Raw genomic sequence first — 23,164 nt, 5'->3', positions numbered from 1 at the left:
ATAAGTTATACAAGTATACTAAATATTTTTATTAATAATCTAAATTTGATATATAGCTAAACATTACCATTAACTAAATGATTTATATCATAAGTTTTTGGTACACTAATATTATAACCAACTACTTAAAATAAAGGAGGAAAATTTTAATGAAAATATCATTTGACGAAAAAACAAAAAATGCTCTTTTAAATAAGCTTGAAAAAAGTGATAAAGGTGCTTTCAGGTTGATGATCAAAGGCTTTGGTTGAGGTGGCCCAACTTTAGGAGCTGTTCTGGATGAGCAGAAGCAAAACGATATAACAGAAACAATTGAGGGAATAAAATTTGTTGTAGATAATGAGGAAGCAGAGATATTTGAAAACTGTAAAGTATTCTATTCAAAAACAATTTTTGGAGAAACTTTTAAAGTAGTATCAAGTATGGTTGCACCAAGTACTTGTTAATAAAACTGTGTTAATATCATAGTTTTTTACAAAAAATTATTTAACACCCGTTATATAAAAATAAGGCATCTTCAAAAAAATAATAGACCAGTATGTTATCCTATTTTCCATCATACTACGTTGTCAGAACCTGCCCATAGCATCACTATGAGCAGAACCTGACGCCTTGTCTGATATAAAATATGCTAACATCTTTGGTTTATTATTTTCTTTCAGATGCCTAACTGAAAAAGCTATGAAAATTCATAGCTTTTTTATTTTCATACAAATAATTTTGTACCAATTCTCCTGTCATATTCGGACCACGTTCCTGACTTAGTTATATCCTTAATTTGTTCTACCTTATTCATTGTAGCATCCACATAATCAGCATAATGGACTATAAAAGCCTCTTCAGTATTAGGTGCCTTAGGAGAGCCATATTCAACCTTACCATGATGTTGAACCACACATCCCTTTATTCTATGTTTGAACTCTTCTGTATAGAGTTCTGGTTGATCTTTAAATGCATCTTCTATCATATTTATACCTATTACTATATGCCCCTCCATTTCTCCCCTCATACTCATAGAAAATGGCCCATCATAATTATATTCATATATTTTACCTATATCATGAAGCTTTGCAGCTAAAATAGCAATTTCTTTATGTTTGCAATTATATCTATATGCAAAAACCCTAGTCAAATAGGTAACATTTAGAGTATGCTCAGCAAGTCCACCTAAATATCCATGATGTTGACTTAATCCTGCAATTGCTCTTCTAAATTTATCTAAAAATTCTATATTATTAAAGAAATAATCATTTAATGCTTTTACTTCATTATCTTTAAATTCTTCATCGGATATAGATTTAAGCTCATTCATTATATCTTCTATAGATCTTTTAACAGTAGGGAGAAAATCTTCCATTCTAAAATTTTCTATTTTTTCAGATTTATTTATTTTAAATTTGCCATCTGAAACTGCCTCTATTTTTATAACATCGCCTATATTATATTTAGTACCTTCTGGTATAAATACCTTTAAATCTCCACTATTATCTCCCACATAATGCATTACTCTTCCTTCAGAATCATAAAACTTCTTTTTAATCATGACAAGCATGATAAACTTTTGGGAAAATTGCTTATCCTTAATATCAATTATACGTAATTGTTTCATATATTCAGCTCCTATACCAAAAATAATTTCTTAAATCTATAATTATTTTGCGGTATATGCTAATATTTTATCCATACTATTAGGTAATATTGTGATTTCTAATTTTCATCAGTATATTCGCTAACAATTCTTCTTACAAGCTTTTTAATTGAGCTAGCTTGAGCTACTAATGTCATTACAACCAAAAACACAAGAATTCTTTCATGTTCTTCTTCTTTAAAATCATGATTTTTAAAGTAATCACTTAATTTTTCTTTATCATTAAATCCTTCATCTATGAAAAGTGCATTAAAACTATCCTCTTGCATCTTTGAAAAAACTTTATAAGTATCTTCCCATGATAAGATATCATCTTCTCTATCATTTATTTCATTGAATGCTAGTTTAAATACTTTTCTTATTTCTTCTGTAGTAAGTATAGGCCTCATATAACTTAACAAAACTAATTGTATTAAGTGAATTTTTGTATAACCTCTTTTTTTCCCATCTTCTGGCTTAGATATTACTTCACTTTTTATATAGTTTTGAAGTATATTATTAGTAAAGTTATCATCATCAAATCTATCATTTAAGTAATCCTTTACTTGTGATAAAAATAAATCATATTGTGGTAGGTCTTCATAAGAGATTACACTTTTTTCGGCAATCTCCTTTGCCATAACAGATATTCTGCCTAATATATTAGATAGAGCCTCAGGGCTAAAGCCTTTTTTCACATTATTATTTTCTTGATTCGAATTATTCTCCATATGCTCACCTCAGATTCAATTTATTTATTACTACATTAATTTTAAAAATTTTTAATATTTTCTCCGTATTCATATTATATGTTATATATAAACTTATTACAAATTATTTTTAACCATAAAACACATATTATTCGTCCCTTGAAAGCTGTTTTTTATTATTAATTTCGACAATATTATATTAATTGCAAATCAGGAAATAAAATATTGCAATCTTTTAGTTATCAACATCATTTAATGATATCCACAACAAGTTATACACATTTTATTATAAGTTATTCACAAAATCTGTGCATAACTTTCCCTTTATTCATGCCACTCTTCAATATTATTGTTTATAACTGTGAATATTTACATATAATTATCCACATTATCAACAATTAGCCTGTGTATAACTTGTTATATTTTTGTGGAAATAATTGAATTAAATCCGTCATTTTATTGTATCTAGTGTCCTTTTGTATACTTTTATTAAGTATTATGTAATTTATGGAAATTCGCTTAAATGATATTATATTCTTAATTTTTTTAAGTATATAAATACATGCACTCTAATATTTGAAAAATAAATATGAAAATTTTTGGAAATAAATAAAACTAGCTATGTATTTTGATTTTAGTAAAAGAACATATAATATCTTAAATTGTTCTGTGAAGTATTTAGTTCGAAAAAATATATATTATTATATATGTAAATTACTTTTTTAACCATAATATATAAGGTTTTCTTGTAATATTCGACATTGTTTAATGCTATAACCATATTGTTACATTTATTTCTTAAAATATTTTATTAATATAATTGTTAAATTTTTAAGTACAACCGCCTTATTTATCAATGAATCGCTTGATTTCAACGTTTATCATTGGTGTAAATTTTTGTATTTTAAATCAAAAATAATATTGACAATTGTATAATATGGTAGTATATTAACTATAGATGGAATTTAGTAGAAATTTTGTAACTTTATAAGAGTATAGGTTATAAGAAATTATGCTAAATACCTAAGAATATATAATATTAAATAATATTTTGTCGAAAAAACTTTTTTGCGTTAGGAGGAAATACATTATGAAATCAACTGGTGTTGTAAGAAGAGTAGATGAACTTGGAAGGATCGTTATCCCAGTAGAGCTAAGAAGAACATTAAATATAGGTGAAAAGGACGCTCTAGAAATATATGTAGATGGTGAGCAAATAATATTAAAAAAATACGAACCTGCTTGCATTTTCTGTGGAGATGCTAGAGATGTTATAAACTACAAATCTAAAAACGTTTGTAAAAACTGTTTAGAATCATTAAAAGCTGAATAATCACTTTTATAATAAAATGCGCTAGCATAAATTTGCTAGCGTTTTTATTATGTTTTAAAAGGTTTTAAAATCCATACATCATTTTCTATATATTAACCTGTAAAATCGGAATTACAGCTTATTATGCCCATTTAAATGCTACATGGTTATGTTTTTTTATAATACATTACATATTTTCATTTTAAATTAATTTTTGTAATCCTTTTTTAACTTTCTTTAAGCTTTATAATGATAGAATTAAAATAAGTAATCCTATAAAAAATAGACCATTGAAAATCAATAGTCTATATATACAAAAATTATTTTCGATATTTAATATAAAACCTTTATCTCTATTGTCTATTAGTAAACTATTCTTCTCGCAGTCATATAGTCACTTCTAGTCATTGGAGATACTTTAACTACATCGCCTGATTCTGGAGCATGTAAGTACTGATTTCCTCCAACATAGATACCAACGTGATCAGGGCTTCCATATCCAAAGAATACTAGGTCACCAGGAACTAATTGGTCTCTTGACACATATGAACCTTGTCCAATTTGTGTGTAAGTAGTTCTTGTAATATCTATGCCAAACTTTGCATACACATATTGAGTTAATCCAGAACAGTCAAATCCTGATGGATCATTTCCACCCCAAACATAGGCGATACCTAAAAAATTATAAGCATAATCCACAATAGCTTGTCCACTAGCACTACTTGATGGCGGATTAACTGGTGGATTAACTGATTGATTATCTGAAGTATCTGAATTAGTGTAATCACCATTTCCTGAGTTTGAGTCATTTGAACTATAGCTATCATCTGACCCGCCTCTTGATGGTGTTTCTACATAACTTTCTTTAAGTTTTTCTAATTCATTTACTTTTGCTTGTAACTCATCTCTTTTTGCTCTAGCTTCTTTAAACTCTTTATTATGGCCTTCTTTCATAACTTGTAAATCTTTTCTTTTATTGTCAATTCCTTCTTTAAGAGCTACTAATTCAGCTTTTTTATCTTCTAGTTCTGATTTTTGCTTTTCTAATGTAACTTTTTTACTTGTTAATTCAGTCATAAGCTCTTTATCATAGTTTATTAATTCTTTAACATTTTCAACTCTTGAAACTAAATCTGAAACGCCTTCTGAATTTAGGATAACTTCTATATAACTATCCATTCCATTCATATACATAGCTCTCATTCTTTGATTGAACAATTCTTCCTCTTCAACCATGTTATCTTCTGTTTGTTTCACATTTTCTTTAGTATTGTCTATTTCATCTTCAGTTTTAGCTATCTTACCATTCGTTTCGTCTATTTCAACAATTAAGTTTGATATTTCATTGTCTAATTTTTGAATTTTTGCATTTATTTCGTCTACTTTTTCTTGAGCACTTTCATATTCATTATTTTTTTCATTATAATCACTTTCATATGGATTAGCATAAGCTATTACACCTATATTCGAAGTCACTATTGCCATTGCCATTGCAATTGCTACGATTTTTTTATTCACATCAATCCCTCCCAGTAAAATTTCCTTTTAATTATAACACCATTTAAAGGACAAACTCAAGGTTTCAACCAAGATTTCTTTTATTTTGTTACAAAAACTTTACTTTTTCTATAAAATATGTGTTATAATATACCATTTAAGCTGATATATATACATCTTTGAGAAAATATGCACTTACTTATATATTAATGGAATACTTATAAACCTCAGATTTTGGCATTTCTCTATCTTTTGCAACTTTTTTTATGGCATCTTTTTTACTAAATCCCTCTTCTATATAAGTTTTAATATGTTCTTCTACAGATAAGTTATTCCACTTAGAGCGCTCTTCTTCCTGCAATTCTTCTAAACTTTTTCCTTCTAAAACTAAAACATATTCACCTCTAGGTGAATTTTCTTTATAGTATTCTATAGCTTCACCTAAAGTCATCCTTATAATATCCTCATACATCTTAGTAAGCTCTCTACATATTGCAATTTTTCTATCTCCTAAATTTTCATGTAAGAATTCTAACGTATTTAGTATTCTATGAGGTGCCTCGTAAAATATTAAGGTTTCCGTTCTGTTTACTAAATCATCAATAATAGGTTTCCTATCCTTATTTTCTCTAGGTAAAAATCCTCTAAAAATAAATTTAGTTGTATCTAATCCTGAGTAAACAAGTGCTGTCGTGATAGCCGTCGCACCTGTAAGCACTTCAAAATCTATATTTTCTTCTATACATTTTTTTACTATTACTTCACCAGGATCTGAAATTCCTGGTGTACCAGCATCACTTATAATTGCAATGTTTTTGCCTTCTTTTAACATTTCAATTATATCTTCACTTTTTCCATTTTCATTATGCTTATGATAACTAATTAAGGTCTTTTTTATATTAAAATGATTTAATAGCTTTAGACTTTGGCGAGTATCCTCGCAAGCCACAACATCTACCATTTTTAATACTTCTAATGCTCTTAAAGTTATATCTTTTAAGTTTCCTATAGGAGTTGGTACTAGATATAATTTACCACTCATTTAAATCATCCTTTGCAATAATTATTTTAAAACTTGAGAATTATACATTTTTATTATTTCTTCGCTATATCCACCATCTTCAGTATGAACATTTAGTGGTTCATCCCATTTTAAAAAGGCACCACCATCTCTTTGCCCTTCTATTAAGACTATATTAGGTGCTTTTCCTGGAGAAGGGTGAACCATTCTTATCCTCTTAGGTTCTATCTTATGTTTTCTCATAAGAGTTACTATGTCTATAAGCCTATCTGGTCTGTGGACCATAAACATTCTCCCACTATCCTTTAATAGTATTCTACATGCTATTATAACATCCTCTAGCTTACAGCATATTTCATGGCGAGCAATAGCATTTTTATCATTCATATTAATTATCCCTGAATTATGAAGCTTATATGGTGGATTAACTGTTATTACATCAGCTTTTTGAATAGTCTTTAAAAGCTTTATATCTGTTAAATCTCCATTTACAAAGCTAATTCTATCTTGAAGCTTATTATAAGCTACTGAGCGATTTGCCATCTCTACAAACTCTTCTTGGATCTCTATCCCCATCATACTATTACACTCTGTCTTTCCTGATAGAATAAAGGGAATTATCCCTGTTCCGCTGCATAAATCTATAACTCGCTGATTTCTTTTAACCTTGGAGAAATTTGCTAAAATCACTGCATCCACACCAAATCTAAAACCTTCTTTTTTCTGGATAACATGAATGCCTTTTAATTGCAAATCATCTAATGTTTCATTATCTTTTATAAAATTCATATTTAAACCTCACTTTTAATGAAAGTACCTTTTTAACTTAGACATATAAAACAGCTTTTCAAAAAACAAGTATATCTTGTGTAAGAAAAGAAAACAACCTACTTGATAGTTAGACTATCCTGTTATTCCTATCATGCAGTATGAGGCAAAATAGACGAATGTAATGATCAGTTATTTTTGAATATGCCTTAATATTAAATATAGAAAACATTATATAATAATGAGCTAAAAATTTCATTTAATTATGATTTATTTGTGTTTAAAGTTCTAAATAGTTTATATTGCCAAATAAAAAAGAACCTTTCGGTTCTAAGCCATCTATATTTTTAAACAAGGTATAATTTTTCTTTATAGGGGGAGAAGCAACAAACAAATTTATATAGGTGTATACTTACTAAATAAACACTATAAACTAAAATATAATACTTGCATGTTGCTTCTAGGGTTTTATATTTTGATTAAATCTTATATTAGTATATTTGCCCAAAAAGTATTAAAATATACAATGGAAATAATTTTTTTTAATTTCTTGCTTTAAATTTTTAAGTGATGTTTTAAGAGGATATTATTGAAATTTAGCTGGTCTATAAAAATAGTTATAAAACAGCTAAGTTTTAAAGATTAAATTTCATAAATATAATCTTTATTTTAAAACATAGTTAACTTTTAAATTAAATAATTAGAGAAACGAGAGTGATGAAATGAAGATTTTAAAGCAACTATCTATCATACTGCTAATTACATTTCTTGGCGAAGCTATAAGTAGCCTTCTTAATTTACCTATACCAGGAAATGTATTGGGTATGCTTTTATTACTTTTAGCCTTAATGACTAAAATAATTAAGCCTAAAGCTATAGAAGATGTATGTAATTATTTTTTAAGTAATTTAGCATTTTTCTTTATTCCTGCAAGTGTGGGAGTGCTTGGGTGCTTTGATATTTTAAAAGGAAACATATTTAAAATATTTATTGTATGTGTAGTAACGACAATAATAGTGCTATTAGTAACTACTTATACAGTACAATTTGTATCATCTTTACAAAATAAAAAGACTAAGAATATCTATAAGGAAGTGAACACTAAATGAAGGAATTATTATCAACACCATTATTTGCTATACTAATTTCATTATTATCTTACATATTGGCACAGTACATTAGTAAAAAAACTAAAATAGCATTATTTAATCCTTTACTATTATCTACGATGTTTATAATATCATTCTTAGTAATATTTAAAATCCCATTAGAAGACTATAATAGTGGAGGCAAATTAATTTCTTTCTTTTTAACCCCTTCAACCATAGTTCTCGCACTTCCACTTTATAATAAAATTGATTTATTTAAAAAAAATGCATTACCTATAATTATTGGTATAACTGTTGGTAGTTTTGTAGGTATGATTTCTATTATTGTTTTGTGTAAATTGTTAAATATAGATAATACTATTGCCCTTTCACTAATACCTAAATCTATTACCACACCTATAGGTATGGAAATTTCAAAACAACTTCAAGGTATACCCGCTATTACGGTGACTGCAATAATTATAACAGGAATAATTGGTGCTATAATATCACCTTTAGTATTTAAAATATTCAAGATAAAAGATAGTTTATCTATCGGTATAGGAATAGGAACTTCCTCTCACGCAGTAGGTACAACAAAAGCAATAGAGATAGGAGAAACAGAAGGTGCAATGAGTGGACTAGCTATAGGTATTGCTGGATTAATTACTGTATGCTTAAGTCCAATAATATTAAAGATTTTTAACATCTTAATGTAATAACTAAAGATATACCTTAATAAACTTTAAATATACTACGTGTAAAGAAGGTATATCTTATGGAAATGATTTTATATCCCTTTAAAAGTGTTACATTTGATGAAAGCACTGCAATAATGCTAGATGCCTCCTTTCTTTTATCTTTAGTTTATGATGAAGATATAAAGCATTCTGAATGTATAGAAGTTCTTAGAAAATTGTTATTAAATAAATGTATTTTATACGTTACCTCCGTGATTTCTTCTGAGGTATTAAATCAAATTATGTATAAGGTATTTATGCTTGATATGCAGTTTAAATCTGGGAATAGCACACCTTTCAATAGTCGTAATAATATACGAACCGTTTTATCTAGTTTTAATAAGTACGATAGAAAAACACTTAAAGAAAAAAGAACTGATAAGCTTGTTGATATACCTTATAAAAAGTATTTCGATAACCTTTCTAAAAACGTTTTGAAGAAGGATTTATTAGCCATATATTATAAAACTGCTGTTAATATGCATACTCAGCTTGAAAACACTATAAAATTCAACTATTTAGACATAAATAAAGATTGTATATTAAAAGCTAAAGAGCTTATGGTAAAACATTTAATTTCTGTGAATGATGCCACTATATTAGCAACTGCAGAGTGTCATTGCATTAATTATTTGCTAACTTTAGATAGTGATTTTTTATACGCAGAAAGTAGTAGTATAAGTATATTAAAAATATAACCCTATAAGTCAATTATTAGGCTTATAGGGTTACTATATTTTTAGGAGTAATATAACTATTGTAAATTATTTAGCTGGTATATATATTACTTCTCCAGCTCTTATAGCATTTTCATCTTTTATTTCATTAAGAACTTTAATTTTTTCAACTGCTTCTTTTAATGAAATCTCAGGCATTTTTTCTTTAGCTATATTATATAAATTATCACCAGATTTTATTTCATATTTATTTCCGCTTAATTTTTCTTTATTATCTTCCTTTTTTTCATCTGTGTTTTTCTCATCTACTTTTTTGTCAGTTTCTTTTGAAGGCTCCTTTTTGTCATCTGTATTTTTGTTATTTTCTTTTAAGTTATCTTTTTTCTTGTCATCTTCTGTTGAAGCTGATGTAGCTTTAGTTTCTAAAGCAACTTCATAAGGAATTATAATTTCTTGTCCTTGAATTATTTTATTAGAACTATTTAAATTATTTCTTTTCATTATAGTTTCTATAACTAAGCTAGTATCATGACTTGGCATGTATGCATTAGCTATACTGTATAATGTGTCATTTTGCTGGATTACATATACTCCTTCTTTTGTTCCCTCTTCTTCATTTAAACTTGAATTAGGATTTTTATCTGAAGGCTTATTTTCATTTTCCTTTTTGTCTTCTTGCGGTTTGTCATTGTTGTTATTAACTTTCTTTTCATTAGCTTTTTTTTCTTCAGGATTATCAGGATTATTAGTTTCTACTTTCTTTTCTTTATCGTTATTTTCTTTATCCTTTGTCTCTTTGTTGTTAGTTTTTTTGCTCTCATTGTCTTTATTTTCATCCTGCTTTTTCTTATCCTTTTCAGTTTCTGTTACCTTTTTCTCATTCCCATTATTAGTGGATAAGGCAGCATCTTTTCTTCCTATAAAGCTAACAGTTAAAAAAATTCCTACTAAAACTACAGCACAGGTTATAGCTGCAATTATTTCCTTTTTAAATTTCATAATGTAATACACCTCACTAATTTCTAATTTCTATTTAAATAATTAACAGATATTTGGATTTTATTCACTTTTCTAAAATTTATTTATAATTTTTTATATTAAATCTACGAAATAATACAATTAGTTAGAAATGTGACAAATTTTCATTTTAGATAAAGTAAAAACATCGTATACTCTACTTAAATATTAAAGTTATAACATATACCTATATCTAAAAGTTGAAATGATAAAGGAAAAATCCCTTTAGATTTTTCCCATTTAAATTAATTTTATTATTTAAATTGATTTTCTAATTGATCTTTTACTTGCTGTGGGGTCATACCATCAGCATTAATTATTGGAGCACTAACTGATGTATTTTGTATTCCCATTATATTTTCTTCTTCTCCAGTTACTATTACAGCATCAAATTTATTTAAAAAACTCTCTGCGTTTTTCTTGTTTCTATCAAATTCTCTAACTGTATATCCCTCTTGATTCAAATAACTTTTTACTGGATTTAATCCCTTTTGAACAGCAACTTTTTTCATAAGCAACTCGCCTCCCTCTAATCCTAGTATTAACCCTTTTTCCTAAGTATATTCAAATTAAGCCATCTTAAATAAAATAATAGTTAAAGTTTTTCTAAAAAATATGTAACAATTATTTTTTACTTTATGTTATAATCTTAATGCATCTTTATAGATGAGGGTGGGTGAGGGATATAGAAAAAGAAGGTAGAGAGGATGAAAAAATTTTTCAACCTTAAAGAACATCAAGTAAGCTTTAAAAATGAATTTACTGCAGGTTTAACTTCATTTTTTGCTGCAGTGTATATAATTGTAGTAAACGCAAGTATTTTAAGTGATACAGGAATGCCCTTAGAAGGACAAATTGTAGCTACTGTTTTAGCCTCATTAGTTGGTTGTTTATTAATGGCATTTATAAGTAATTCACCATTAATATTAATGCCAGGTATGGGAGTAAATGCATTATTTACATACACTATAGTTAAATCTATGGGATTAAGTTATGAGCAAGCTTTAGCAGCAGTAGTTATGTCTGGAATTCTCTTTTCTATAGTAGCATTTACAAAATTATCTACTATAATATCAAAAGCTATTCCAGAATCATTAAAAGAAGCAATAACAGTGGGCATAGGTTTATTTATTACTTTTATAGGCCTTCAAAAGAGTGGGCTAATTATAAGTGATGCCAAAAACCTTGTAGCATTAGGAAGTTTAAATTCTCCAGAAGTTTTAGCGTTTTTAATAACTTTAGCAATAGCCTTATTTTTATTTTTACGAGAGATTCCTGGTGCATTTTTAATTAGTATTATCACTGGAACTTTAATTTGTTTTGGTTTTAATATTATTGACCTTACTGGAATCAACTTTGGTAGTATTGATATTTCTAGCTATAACAAATTGTTTTTTAGTATGGATTTTAGCCAAATATCTACTTTATCCTTTTGGATAGCTACATTTTCATTAACTCTAGTTTTAGTTTTTGAAAATATAGGGTTGTTACATGGTCAAATAAATGGAATGCTAAAATCTGAAAATAAGTTTAACTCTGCATTGAAAGCAACTGCATTATCCACTTTATGCTGTGGATTATTAGGTACAAGTCCTTCTGTGTCAACTGTGGAAGGTACTGCTGGTATAACTGCTGGTGGGAAAACCGGTCTTACTTCACTAATTACTGGTATGCTATTTCTTGTTTCACTATTATTTATACCATTTATAAAAATAATACCTAATGCAGCAATTTCACCAATATTAATAATAATAGGCGGATTAATGATAAAAAATGTAGAAAATATTAATTTCTCAGATTTTACGGAAGGATTTCCCGCTTTTTTAACAATAGTGCTAATACCTTTGACTTATAGCATAGTTGATGGCATAGCATTTGGTTTTATAGCTTACCCGATGATGAAGTTCTTTAAAAAAGATCAAAAAGAATTGTCAACTTCCATGTACATTATTTCGCTATTATTCTTAGCTTACTTCATACTACATGGAATTAATATTTAAAGCGTGACTTTGTCACGCTTTTTTGAAAGATAAAGATTTAAATTTTTATATACTATAAATAAAAAAGCGGACTAAGCCGCTTTTTTTTACAGTACTGTATATCCTTTGTCCTCTATTGATTCAATAATATCATCAATACTAATAAAGTAGTCATCATATACAATTTCAATTTCCTTGCTTTCAGTTAATATCTGACAAGCTAGAACTCCTTGATTATTTGAAATTGCACTTCTAACATTAGAAATATCTTTTGATGTCACCATATCACACACTTTAAGTACTGATTTCATATTTTTCCTCCTAATTTTCCTTAAATAATTCTTTTATCATATCTGGATCTTCTACTTCGCTTTCCAGTTCTTTTATATCTACATCGTTAATAATATCCTCATAGCTACCAGAAATTAATGTTAAATCTTCAATTTTTACAACCTTTAATTCATCTTCTCCATCTTTGATCCGAACCTTAACTTTAACACTTTCTTTAATTACGCTATTACTAATTACTTCACCCTCACCATAAGGTGTATCAACTATCGATCCAACCTTTGGAAGTTTCTTTCTTATTTCTTCATATATATCTTGTTCGTAATTTAAACAACACATAAGTCTTCCACATATACCAGATATTTTTGTAGGATTTAATGATAAGTTCTGTTCTTTAGCCATCTTAATTGAAACAGGAACAAATTCACCTAGGAACGTGGAACAACATAAGGTTCTTCCACAAGGACCAAGTCCTCCTGTCATCTTAGCTTCATCTCTAACCCCTATTTGTCTTAACTCAATTCTAGTTCTAAATATAGAAGCTAAATCCTTAACTAACTCTCTAAAATCTACTCTACCATCAGCTGTAAAATAAAATATAACTTTATTATTATCAAATGTATATTCAACATCTATAAGCTTCATATCTAATCCATGTTTTGATATCTTTTCAATACATATATCATAGGCTTCTTTTTCTTTTCGCTTATTCTCAATATCCTTCTCTATATCCTCTGGTTCTGCTTTTCTTATAACATTCTTAAGTGGAGAAACTATTTCCTCTTCGCTAATGTTCTTGATTCCAATTACGCATTCTCCAAACTCCACTCCTCTAGCAGTTTCAACTACTACAAAATCACCTTTTTTTATATCTAAACCACTTGGATTAAAGTAGTATATCTTACCAGCCTTTTTAAATCTAACGCCAATTACTGTAACCATGTTACACCTCCCGCATCTTCAGTAACATAACATCAAAAGCTAACAAATTATTTACATTTCTATCAATGTTCTCTCTAGTTTCATTTATTATACTAATAATATCATTTAATTTAGTGAATGAAAACATATTTGCACATTGTTTTATTTCTTCAAGTCTATCTTTATTTATAATTAGTTCTTGAGAACCAACTTCCTTATAAATAATTGTATCTCTTATAAAAGAAATAAAAACTTCCATTATATCTTCCCACATATTACTGTTCTTCGTAAAAAATTCATCTTCCTTAAATATATCTAATTCTCTCATATTGTTTAAGAGTAATATTATATTTATAGCCTTATTCCTTAATTCTCTAAACTCTTCATTATTCATTAAAAATTCAGCTTTTCCTGGAATGCCATTGCTAAAAGATAGCAATAATGCTATATTGTCCTCATTTAATTCAGGATAATTAACTTGTAAATATGTACGCATATCATCTTCACTTAAGGTATTAAATTTATGTATTTGACATCTAGATTTAATAGTATCCAATATACTTTCTATATTTTCACATAAAATAAAAATAAAAACATTCTTAGGTGGTTCTTCTATTGTTTTTAGAAGCGCATTTTGCGCTTGAATAGTCATTTTATGACCTTCATGGATAATAACAACTTTTTTTTCCGATTGGTAAGGTTTTTTATTAATTTCTTCTATAAGCTCTCTTACAGCATTTACTCCTATAGAGGCTTTATTTTTTTCTGTTCTAAAATGAACGATATCAACATAATCCTTATATTCACTTTCTCCAATAAGCTTTATCGCTATATTCTTAGCAATAACACTCTTACCAATACCATCTTCTCCTAAGAAAATATGAGCATGAGAAAATTTATTATTATTTATTGTAATATCAAAAGTTTTAATTATTTCTTCATGTCCTATTATACTCTTATAGCCCACAGCGCCCCTCCTAATATATTACAAATTTACAAGTTCATATATTGCATTAAGTCTATAAATAATGTGCAGTAAAATACTATATTTTACTGCACATTATTAAATTCAAGTTTATATTATTATACTCTTAAAAATTTGTCTACGTCTACTACAAATATAGTAGCTCCCCCAATATCTACCTCTACAGGATAAGGTACATACACCCCTGTTGAACCTGCTACCGGTGAAGGCGATGAAACTATTTGCTTTCTAACCTTGCACAGATCTTCTATTAATGCTAGAACAGTATCAACTTTGTCATCTTCAACACCAATCATTAATGTAGTATTTCCTGATTTTAAAAATCCTCCTGTGGTAGCAAGTTTTGTTACTCTGAATCCATTCTCAGTTATAACGTCTATTAAATCACCTGCGTCATCATCTTGTACTATTGCAATAACTAGTTTCATAACAATCCCTCCTTAAATCTCAATATATAAACTTTATTATTTATATATTATAAATATTCTATCATATTCTTTAAATATTTTTGAATATATTTTTTATTAACCTATAAATTTTTCTACTTCTCTTACAATATCTTCATGAACCTCTTGCAAACTTCTATTTCCATCAATAACTATTATATTATCCATATTGGTTGCAATATACTGATATCCTTCATAAACCTTCTTATGAAAATTGTTGCCGCTATTTTCGAGTCTATCTAAATCTCTTTGGCTTGATTTTCTCTTTAATCCCTCTTCATAAGATACATTAATCATTATAGTTAAGTCTGCTTTTACTCCATTAAGTGCAGCGTCATTTATATACTTAATTCTATCGATACCAAGTCCTCTACCTATGCCTTGATACACAATAGATGAATATACAAACCTATCTGAAAGTACCATGCAGCCTCTCTCAAGAGCTGGTTTTAGAACCTCCTCTGCAAGTTGTGCTCTAGATGAAGCATACAATAGTGCTTCACACATATCGCCCATTTCTGAATTTGAGTTATCTAATATAATCTGACGTATTTTTTCACTTATTGATGTTCCTCCTGGTTCACGAGTTAATAGAACTTCATGATTCTTATTTTCCAAATAATCACAAAGCATTTTTATTTGAGTACTTTTTCCGCTACCATCTGGTCCTTCTAATGCTATTAATAAACCTTTTTTCATAGGTTCCTCCCTAAATTTAAAATATCTATTCCTCTACTATACTAATCTTATTTTCTTCTACTCCTAGTATTGTAACATGATTTTCAATGTAATAATTAATAGACTTTATAATATCTTTATTTATAATCTCACCTGGCATTACCAATGGAATTCCCGGCGGATAAGGAACAATTGAAGTCCCGCAAATTTTATTTAAAGAAGAATTTATATTAACTTTAATTTTTTTCTTTTCCATAACCTCATGTGGAAATAGCCTTATTTCGGGTATTTCCTGCTCTAGAGCTTCTATTCTATTTTCTCTTAGATTTTCTATATTACATCCCTCTAAAGCTCTATATAGAGCTTCAAAATCAATTCTATCATTAAATGGTGAAAATATAGCTACTACATTTCTTGCATCGCTTAACTCACACTGAATTTTTTCTTCCCTTAAATACTCTAAAAGTTTATGACCACTATATCCACTTTTAACATTAATTATATATCTTGTTTTATCTAAGTCTATATCTGAATATAGATCCTCTTTACTTATAATATGAAAATTTTCCAACTTATTTATTTTAATTCTATACTCTTCACATAAATCTATTAACTTATCATATAGATCTTTTCCATAAGTCTCTAAAAAGAATCTTCCATAATCCATAGATGCCATAAGCATATAGGATGGACTTGTACTTAGGAATGATGAAATATAAAAATCAACTTTTTCAGTATCTACCCCATGGTTTACATGAAGAAAAGCAGTTTGGGTAAAGCTTGGCATAGTTTTATGTGAACTTTCAACTACCATATCACATCCTAATTCTAAAGCATCTTTAGGTAGCTTTTCATTTGCTTTAAAATGAGCACCATGAGCAGAATCCACTAAAACTTTCATATTATATTTTTTAGCTTCATTAACGATATAAGATAAATCACAGCATATTCCATAATAGTTTGGATAAGTTATAATTATTCCTTTAGCATCATTATGCTCTCTTATAATACAGGAAAAATGCTCCTTATCTATGGAAAAAGGAGCATCATATTTATAGTTTATCTTATTTTTAATATATATTGGCTTTAATTTCCTCATAATAATTCCATTATATATAGAACGGTGACAGTTTCTTTCTACTATTATTTTATCACCCTCATTAAAATTTGAAAAAATCATTGCTAAGTTTCCACTAGTACTCCCATTTATTAAAAAATAAGACTTTTTACTATTATAGAAATTACTTAAAAGTTCTAATGACTCCTTTATTATTCCATCAGGATTATGAAGATTATCTAATCCGTCTACTTCTGTAACATCGCAACTTACAATATTACTTAGAAGTTCAATGCCCTCTTTAGTATAATTTAGTCCCCTTCCCGCTTTATGTCCAGGCATAGAAAAGGGTATATTATTTTCCTTCACATACTTCAAGAGCCCCTCTACAAGTGGTAATCTTGACATTCATTATTCACTCCTCTTAATAGGAACTGTATTAAATTTCTTCTAATACAGTTTTTATAAAATTCGTAGAAGTCTGTTTCAATATTTGAATTTATTAGTCTGTGTTCACAGCTAACACAAATACCTCTACCATATATTATTATACCATTATTTAGAGGCTTTCCGCATATTATACATTTCATTTTTATTATTAATCCCCCTTGTAATTGCTAAGCTTAATATATCCCAATTATCGCCCCTTGTACTATATTTTATTCATCAGGCATCAATTATTTATTTTGTCCACTAAAATTATCTGCTAAAATATTTCCTAATATTTCTACCTATTTTAACAATACACTACTTAATTCAATCTATTAAGTGACAAAATATAATTATAATCTAAAGATGTTTTTAATGAATTATAAAATTTTTTAGGTTATAAAATATGCCAATAAATAAATTTTTCTTGGATATACTAACTATGATGAATTTTAATTTGAATGGAGGGATATTTATTGAAGCAAAATATAATAAGTTTTTTATCAACTATCAAAGAAGATATCTATTCCCTATGCGAGTTTTTATATAATAATCCTGAAAAACCTTTTTATGAAAATAAATCATCAAAATATTTAATAGATATGCTAAAAAAGTATGATTTTAATATTACAGATAACTTTTTAAGTATCCCAACTGCTTTTTATGGTCAATACGGAGAAGGCCATCCTAAAATTTGTATTATTTGCAAATATAGTGCTGATGAAAAAGATGGACATATCTATGGAAATAATGCTAATGCTTCCATTTCAATGGCTGCTGCCATAGCTTCGAGAATGGCAATAGACAAACTTTCTGGTAGTATAATCATAATAGGCTCTCCGGGCCTTTATTCTAATGGTAGCGAAATTAAAATGACCCATGAAAATGTATTTGAAGACATGGATATTATTTTAGCTCCTCATGTTGATAATTGCGGCTCTGAAAGTGGTACATCTATGGCATCTATTCCATTAAAAATAGAGTATATATTAAATACTCCATATAACAATTCTTTAGATTATTCTATTTTTAATCTTAGTGCTATAAATGAATTGGTTAAATCATCCTGCGATAAATGTTATATAGATAATTTATGTATAGATATAAATAATAAAATTCATGGTAAAAAAGTTAAAGAAATGTTCAAATTTAATATAAAATCCCCTAATATAAAAGATGCAGAAGAAATAGAACATAAAATTAGAAATTACCTTAAAACATTAGAAACTATTTTAAATGCTAAATCTGAAGTAGCTCTTTATGAACTTCCTTCAAAAGAACTTGTAAGTAATGCTATATTGTCTAGAATATTTTCTAATAATTTAAAGGAATGTGGTATTATTAATGTCTGCAGCCCTAAAACTGTGGAATATTCTCTTGGTATAGGAACCATTAGTCATACTACGCCTACAATATATCCTTCTATAGCAATTACTGAAGATCAGGATATTAACTGTCCTTCACTAGAATTTAAAGAATCAACCTTATCTTCTTTATGTAAAGAAAGAATTATAAAAGCAGCAGAAGCTCTTGCACTAACTGCTATAGATTTTATTGAAAGAAATGATTTATTAGAAGAAATAACAATTGAGCTACATAAAAATCTAAAAGATAATAGTTAATTATTATAACCTAAAAGTAAAAAAAGAAGGATAGTTACTAGCTATCCTTTGATACTCTCTAATATATTAAGTACATTAATTATTATAAACATTGTCCATAGCACAGTGCATTTTTTTCTTTAACATTTTTTAATTTTCGAACCAATTCATTGCTAGGTTCAAAATAAAATTTTAAAACTCTACCATTCATTTTATAAACACAACAATGTTTATTTAATTTAAAAATTGAGCAAATATATCTTTTAGGGCTTATAACTCTAAAAAATTTGCTTCCTTGAGAGCATTGACCTATATACTCTATGTCTTTTATCTTTATATCTTCTACCAAGCATTGAACATCTCCTCTTATTCTATGAATAATGAGTTGATCAGCTATTATAGAATATTTATATTTAATACTACACTTATAAGCTTCAAAAATACAACATGCTATAGTTAAAAGTAAAAAGAATATATTACAAACAAATCTCATATTTCCTACCAAACTATTTATAAAATCTGATAATAATATGAAAATCAGAATTATACTAAATAAAAATAATAGCACTGGTAATTTTTTTCTATATATAATTTCCTTATACATAGTCCCCATCACTAAATCCTCCTAATTTTTATACCTTAAAATTTTTTGTTATCTTGTCCTAGAGTATTATACTAGGCTTTATGGAAATAATCCACTTGAACTAAAGCCTTTTAAAGCTTACTAATAGTTAAATTCCATCTTTAATAGAGTTTATTACAAACTATTATTATATATCATCATTTATCTTGTGTTATATTGTCCATACTTTTAAATGCAAATATTCTCTAAATTAAAAATTTTAGGATTAGAAGCTAAATAATGAATTTTTTATTTTATCTTCTATACTTTTGCCAAAATTAATCATTCAGCTTACTATAACCTCATATTATAATCACTTCCTCAATTTTACCTTACAGATATATAATATTTATACCATCTAGAATTGATATCAAAAGTTTAATTAATTTTTAAATTTTTTTAGACATTTGATGACATTTAAATTAGCTATTTTATATTTTGCAATTTCCATTTGAAGTTATAATGTCATTTATATAAATATTTCGCATAATTTATATATAGGAATATTTAGGGGGAATCTTATGAGATCTAGAGGAAGATGTTGGGGCCGTAAAAAATGTTGCAAACGAGATTCTGACTTTCTTGAAAAAGCATTTTTGATTGTACTTGCAGTAATAGTAGGTATCTTATTATTAAAATCAATTGGCAAAATACTTCTTTTCTTATTAATGATTGCAGCTCCAGTAGGAGTAATAATAATTACTGTTAAAAAATACAAACGTTGATTTTTATAAAAAAGTAGGTAGTTAAATATGAAAAAGTTCTTAATAATGTTATTAATTGTATTAACTTTATGCTTTATATCATGTGATTACAATCCAAAGTCTATTTCAGTAAAATATGTTGATAGCATCACCATAAAGCTACTTTGTTTTCCTCCTAAAATGAAAAAAGTAACTAAAAAAAATGATCTGGAGGAAATTATAAACTTTTTAAATACACTTAATTATAATACCACAAAACAAGTGAATACAACTGAACCATTACTTTCAATAGAGGTAAAGGGAGAATTAAACTGTTCTTTAATATTTGTAGATAATTTAGTAAAAGTTAATGGCACATGGTATGAAGTAAATGATAATACACTAATAGAATTAAGAAATATATATAATAATTTACAATACGATGAAATACTAATTTCTTTCTTAGAATAAAATAATTATAATAAAGAAAACTAAATTTTATTGCATATTTTGTAATTGCACAAAAAAATGTTTAAAGTTAAATCCAGAGTTTTTTATTCTCTGGATTTTTCACTCTATTAAGATGTTTATAAAAGTTTAAGTTTTGACCTACTGTTATAGAAGTACAGCGCGAAAACTTAATATATACTCCGGAAAATAAATTTTCTGTAAAGACAGATTAAACCCTTAAAAATTAAGAATTAAGAATGAAAAATTTANNNTTTAGTGAATTTCTAAAATGGAGTTTTAACCATAAAGCTCTTTTAAGGCTTAATATCTTTATAAATATCACATACAAATTAAGGAGCTTTAGGTATAATGTTTATATAGATAATAACTTTAATGAGGTAAAGCTATGAAAAATGAAATTCCTGATATGATAACAAAACTTTTAGATGATTATTATTCATCTATTAACAGTTTCTTTGGAGATAAACTTTTGGGGGTTTATGTTTATAATTCATTGGCATTAGGCAAATTTGATGAGAATAAAAGTGATATAGATTTTATAACTGTACTCAAAACTCCTTTATCAAAACAAGAATTAGGATTATTATCTTCAATGCATAAAAATCTTAATATAGAAAGTCCTTATGGAAAAAAGATGGAGGGAATGTACATTCAGGTAAATGATTTAGGTAAAAGTAATTCACAAATTACACCTTACCCTTATTTTGCTGGTGGTAAGCTCAATGCTAGTGGATATTATGACATCAACTATGTTACATGGTGGGTATTAAAGCATCATGGCGTGGAAATAAATAGTCCTAAAGCCTGTGACCTTAATTTTGAAGTTAAATGGAGCAATGTATTAGATACAATGGATTACAATTTAAATATCTATTGGAAAGATAAACTAAATAAAAACATAGTTTTCTTATTTGATAATTGGATAGAATTTTCTATATTAACTCTATGTAGAATTTTATTTACTCTTGAGAATAAAAAAATAACCTCAAAAGTTGAAGGAGCTAAGTTTTCAATTGAATTTTTATCTTCTGAATGGAGATTAATAATCGAAGAAGCTATTCGTATAAGGGAAAGTACTTCTAAAGATTCTCTTTATGCGTCAAAAATTAAAAGAGCAAAAGAAGCTAAGAAATTTATTTATTATATAATTAATTATTGCAATAAAAATTATAAACTCAAGTCTTAAATATCTCATATTTTGAAACAATAAATGTATAAAAAGGATTAACTAGTTTGACCTAATTAATCCTTTCATCTTTATATTTCTAAAAGTTTTTATTAAAAATTATTTTATAATGAATTTTCCATTTTTATATTTCTTACTTCTTCAATAATTTTTTGTGGATTCTTCTTAAAGTCCTTTTTAATTTCATCACTATAACCACATATTGCCCATGGAGCCTTTTGTGAAATCAAATTTACAATTTCTATTGCCTTATCTTCCTTTTTCTTGCCTCCGACATCGAATAAGAGTTTTTCATTCTTATCTGAATAACACATTACTGAAAATGATATTCCTGTTCTTATTCCATTGTAATAGTGCTTTGTTCTAATATTATATACCCATACTAAATTATTTATAGGCATAAAATTCACATTATATATAGACTTAGATATTATCCAATTTGTTGTAATAATTAATTTTTTATCTGAGTACTCTGGATAGTTTATTTCTTGATCTATTTGATTCTCGATATAATCTATATTTCCATATTTACTTAAATTTTTAATAACTTTGCTATTTTTATAATTGATTATTGCCATTAAGTTTTTTATAAGAAGTACACTTAAATATATTAATACAATAAATACACCTATTAAAAATATTTTTTCTAGTAGCCTATTTGTTTTTGAATCTTTGAACATAATACCTATAAATTCATTATCCATATCCTCTATAGACACCCCAAAAGATTCCGCAAGTCCTCCTTTTATTTGTTCAAGTAATTCTCCATTATCCTCATCATTTAATCCATCAAATTCTTTTGCTACAATAGATACATTTTCCATCTCAATCGGATTTTTTGAAGATGATTTAGCCGGCATCGCTATTGTAATAAATTTTCCATCAATAATTCCAATATAAATATTATCTGTTATTGCTCCTTTTCCACCATCCTTAGCAATATAATAGCCTGAATCTGTCATATAATCTAAATTTAATGTTATATGACCTTCTCCAGTCAAGCTATACTCATCAAAATCTTCTATAGTGCTAATTTCTTTAGGAGCTCCTAATATAGATGATATGCTGTTTTTATAGTTAAACGATACTAATGTAATTATACTAATTACAAAGATAAAAAGCAGTCCACTATTAATACTAGTTTTCTTTATTGCTTTTTTTATAAAATTATTTTCCATTAAATGATTTTCCCCCTTTTTCATATTAAATAATTAATTAAAATTTTAAATGACTTTTTCTATCCCCATAAAGTATCGATATATTGATTTAAAACTTAACCTTATAAATTATTTGCAATATTAAATAAAAAAAGAACTTACAAGTAAATACTTGTAAGTTCTTTTTTTGGAGGCGCCACCCAG

25 protein-coding genes are annotated in these 23,164 nt (G+C 27.1%); 9 read left to right on the top strand and 16 right to left on the bottom strand.

Translation table 11 applies throughout. From position 1 onward, the window contains the following. Nucleotides 1–706 precede the first annotated feature (706 nt). Complete coding sequence (locus tag B2W91_RS05445; RefSeq protein WP_291579277.1) at nt 707–1,609, bottom strand: HD domain-containing protein; 903 nt, start codon at nt 1,607–1,609, stop codon at nt 707–709. 98 nt (nt 1,610–1,707) lie between these two features. Beyond that, nucleotides 1,708–2,358: a DUF1836 domain-containing protein gene (locus B2W91_RS05440; RefSeq protein ID WP_414633108.1), complete on the bottom strand. Its 651-nt coding sequence runs from the start codon at nt 2,356–2,358 to the stop codon at nt 1,708–1,710. Nucleotides 2,359–3,427: 1,069 nt separating this feature from the next. On the opposite strand from B2W91_RS05440, the gene B2W91_RS05435 reads away from it, so the two are divergent. Further along, the gene (locus tag B2W91_RS05435; RefSeq protein WP_291579276.1) at nt 3,428–3,670 is read left to right on the top strand and encodes an AbrB/MazE/SpoVT family DNA-binding domain-containing protein; all 243 of its coding nucleotides are present in this window, start codon (nt 3,428–3,430) and stop codon (nt 3,668–3,670) included. Nucleotides 3,671–4,012: 342 nt separating this feature from the next. On the opposite strand, the gene B2W91_RS05430 is transcribed toward B2W91_RS05435, so the two are convergent. The 3 genes from B2W91_RS05430 to B2W91_RS05420 form a co-directional block, all read right to left on the bottom strand. Continuing rightward, entirely contained in the window at nt 4,013–5,167 is a 1,155-nt protein-coding gene (locus tag B2W91_RS05430; RefSeq protein ID WP_291579275.1) for an NlpC/P60 family protein, read from the bottom strand. Nucleotides 5,168–5,345: 178 nt separating this feature from the next. Next, nucleotides 5,346–6,188 carry a 16S rRNA (cytidine(1402)-2'-O)-methyltransferase gene (gene rsmI, locus B2W91_RS05425; protein WP_291579274.1) on the bottom strand — a complete coding sequence of 281 codons (843 nt, stop codon included), beginning with the start codon at nt 6,186–6,188 and terminating at the stop codon, nt 5,346–5,348. Between the two features lie 21 nt (nt 6,189–6,209). Further along, entirely contained in the window at nt 6,210–6,956 is a 747-nt protein-coding gene (locus tag B2W91_RS05420; RefSeq protein ID WP_291579273.1) for a tRNA1(Val) (adenine(37)-N6)-methyltransferase, read from the bottom strand. A 701-nt stretch (nt 6,957–7,657) separates the two neighbouring features. Here B2W91_RS05420 and B2W91_RS05415 point away from each other — a divergent pair. From B2W91_RS05415 to B2W91_RS05405, 3 genes are read left to right on the top strand one after another with little or no spacing between them, the layout of a single operon-like run. Beyond that, a complete protein-coding gene (locus B2W91_RS05415; protein WP_291579272.1) occupies nt 7,658–8,044 on the top strand; it encodes a CidA/LrgA family protein in 387 nt (128 codons plus the stop codon). Next, nucleotides 8,041–8,742, top strand: a complete 702-nt coding sequence (locus tag B2W91_RS05410; RefSeq protein ID WP_291579271.1) for an LrgB family protein — start codon at nt 8,041–8,043, stop codon at nt 8,740–8,742. The genes B2W91_RS05415 and B2W91_RS05410 overlap by 4 nt, the downstream gene beginning before the upstream one ends. Before the next feature lie 59 nt (nt 8,743–8,801). Further along, on the top strand, nt 8,802–9,461 hold the full coding sequence (locus tag B2W91_RS05405; protein WP_291579270.1) for a type II toxin-antitoxin system VapC family toxin: 660 nt from the start codon (nt 8,802–8,804) through the stop codon (nt 9,459–9,461). 66 nt (nt 9,462–9,527) lie between these two features. Here the strand turns inward: B2W91_RS05405 and B2W91_RS05400 are convergent, their stop codons facing one another. Together B2W91_RS05400 and B2W91_RS05395 are read right to left on the bottom strand one after the other, a co-directional pair. Next, nucleotides 9,528–10,439, bottom strand: a complete 912-nt coding sequence (locus B2W91_RS05400; protein ID WP_291579268.1) for a LysM peptidoglycan-binding domain-containing protein — start codon at nt 10,437–10,439, stop codon at nt 9,528–9,530. A 272-nt stretch (nt 10,440–10,711) separates the two neighbouring features. Beyond that, nucleotides 10,712–10,969: a YkuS family protein gene (locus B2W91_RS05395; RefSeq protein ID WP_291579267.1), complete on the bottom strand. Its 258-nt coding sequence runs from the start codon at nt 10,967–10,969 to the stop codon at nt 10,712–10,714. A gap of 195 nt (nt 10,970–11,164) precedes the next feature. Here B2W91_RS05395 and B2W91_RS05390 point away from each other — a divergent pair, with 195 nt between their 5' ends. After that, complete coding sequence (locus B2W91_RS05390) at nt 11,165–12,457, top strand: NCS2 family permease (protein ID WP_291579266.1); 1,293 nt, start codon at nt 11,165–11,167, stop codon at nt 12,455–12,457. An 86-nt stretch (nt 12,458–12,543) separates the two neighbouring features. Here B2W91_RS05390 and B2W91_RS05385 read toward each other — a convergent pair whose 3' ends face one another. From B2W91_RS05385 to B2W91_RS05355, 7 genes are all read right to left on the bottom strand, one after another. Continuing rightward, nucleotides 12,544–12,747 carry a ferredoxin gene (locus tag B2W91_RS05385; protein WP_039634950.1) on the bottom strand — a complete coding sequence of 68 codons (204 nt, stop codon included), beginning with the start codon at nt 12,745–12,747 and terminating at the stop codon, nt 12,544–12,546. Nucleotides 12,748–12,757: 10 nt separating this feature from the next. Next, complete coding sequence (locus tag B2W91_RS05380; protein ID WP_291579264.1) at nt 12,758–13,666, bottom strand: PSP1 domain-containing protein; 909 nt, start codon at nt 13,664–13,666, stop codon at nt 12,758–12,760. A 1-nt stretch (nt 13,667) separates the two neighbouring features. Beyond that, nucleotides 13,668–14,612: a DNA polymerase III subunit delta' gene (locus B2W91_RS05375; RefSeq protein WP_291579263.1), complete on the bottom strand. Its 945-nt coding sequence runs from the start codon at nt 14,610–14,612 to the stop codon at nt 13,668–13,670. 116 nt (nt 14,613–14,728) lie between these two features. Next, nucleotides 14,729–15,058, bottom strand: coding sequence for a cyclic-di-AMP receptor (locus B2W91_RS05370; RefSeq protein ID WP_291579262.1), 330 nt, complete (start codon nt 15,056–15,058; stop codon nt 14,729–14,731). A gap of 96 nt (nt 15,059–15,154) precedes the next feature. Continuing rightward, a complete protein-coding gene (tmk, locus tag B2W91_RS05365; RefSeq protein WP_291579260.1) occupies nt 15,155–15,775 on the bottom strand; it encodes a dTMP kinase in 621 nt (206 codons plus the stop codon). Nucleotides 15,776–15,800: 25 nt separating this feature from the next. Then, entirely contained in the window at nt 15,801–17,219 is a 1,419-nt protein-coding gene (locus tag B2W91_RS05360) for an aminotransferase class I/II-fold pyridoxal phosphate-dependent enzyme (protein WP_291579259.1), read from the bottom strand. Then, complete coding sequence (locus B2W91_RS05355; RefSeq protein ID WP_291579357.1) at nt 17,198–17,410, bottom strand: sigma factor G inhibitor Gin; 213 nt, start codon at nt 17,408–17,410, stop codon at nt 17,198–17,200. The genes B2W91_RS05360 and B2W91_RS05355 overlap by 22 nt, the downstream gene beginning before the upstream one ends. 306 nt (nt 17,411–17,716) lie before the next feature. Here B2W91_RS05355 and B2W91_RS05350 point away from each other — a divergent pair, with 306 nt between their 5' ends. Beyond that, on the top strand, nt 17,717–18,862 hold the full coding sequence (locus B2W91_RS05350; protein ID WP_291579258.1) for a hypothetical protein: 1,146 nt from the start codon (nt 17,717–17,719) through the stop codon (nt 18,860–18,862). Between the two features lie 82 nt (nt 18,863–18,944). On the opposite strand, the gene B2W91_RS05345 is transcribed toward B2W91_RS05350, so the two are convergent. Further along, nucleotides 18,945–19,454 (bottom strand): hypothetical protein, encoded by a 510-nt coding sequence (locus B2W91_RS05345; protein ID WP_291579256.1) that lies wholly within the window; start codon nt 19,452–19,454, stop codon nt 18,945–18,947. Nucleotides 19,455–19,984: 530 nt separating this feature from the next. Between B2W91_RS05345 and B2W91_RS05340 the strand changes: the two genes are divergently transcribed. The 3 genes from B2W91_RS05340 (at nt 19,985) to B2W91_RS05330 (ending at nt 21,803) form a co-directional block, all read left to right on the top strand. After that, nucleotides 19,985–20,188 carry a hypothetical protein gene (locus B2W91_RS05340; RefSeq protein WP_291579255.1) on the top strand — a complete coding sequence of 68 codons (204 nt, stop codon included), beginning with the start codon at nt 19,985–19,987 and terminating at the stop codon, nt 20,186–20,188. Nucleotides 20,189–20,215: 27 nt separating this feature from the next. Continuing rightward, nucleotides 20,216–20,617 carry a hypothetical protein gene (locus B2W91_RS05335; protein ID WP_291579253.1) on the top strand — a complete coding sequence of 134 codons (402 nt, stop codon included), beginning with the start codon at nt 20,216–20,218 and terminating at the stop codon, nt 20,615–20,617. A 385-nt stretch (nt 20,618–21,002) separates the two neighbouring features. After that, nucleotides 21,003–21,803 (top strand): aminoglycoside adenylyltransferase domain-containing protein, encoded by an 801-nt coding sequence (locus B2W91_RS05330; RefSeq protein ID WP_291579252.1) that lies wholly within the window; start codon nt 21,003–21,005, stop codon nt 21,801–21,803. A 104-nt stretch (nt 21,804–21,907) separates the two neighbouring features. Here the strand turns inward: B2W91_RS05330 and B2W91_RS05325 are convergent, their stop codons facing one another. Further along, nucleotides 21,908–22,981 carry a DUF6709 family protein gene (locus tag B2W91_RS05325; RefSeq protein WP_291579251.1) on the bottom strand — a complete coding sequence of 358 codons (1,074 nt, stop codon included), beginning with the start codon at nt 22,979–22,981 and terminating at the stop codon, nt 21,908–21,910. Nucleotides 22,982–23,164 lie beyond the last annotated feature (183 nt).

This window comes from Clostridium sp. UBA6640 (assembly GCF_002455975.1).
In the GTDB taxonomy this organism is placed as follows: domain Bacteria; phylum Bacillota; class Clostridia; order Clostridiales; family Clostridiaceae; genus Clostridium_J.
Note: the sequence above shows the minus strand (reverse complement) of the source record. Positions and strands in the feature narration are given on the sequence as shown.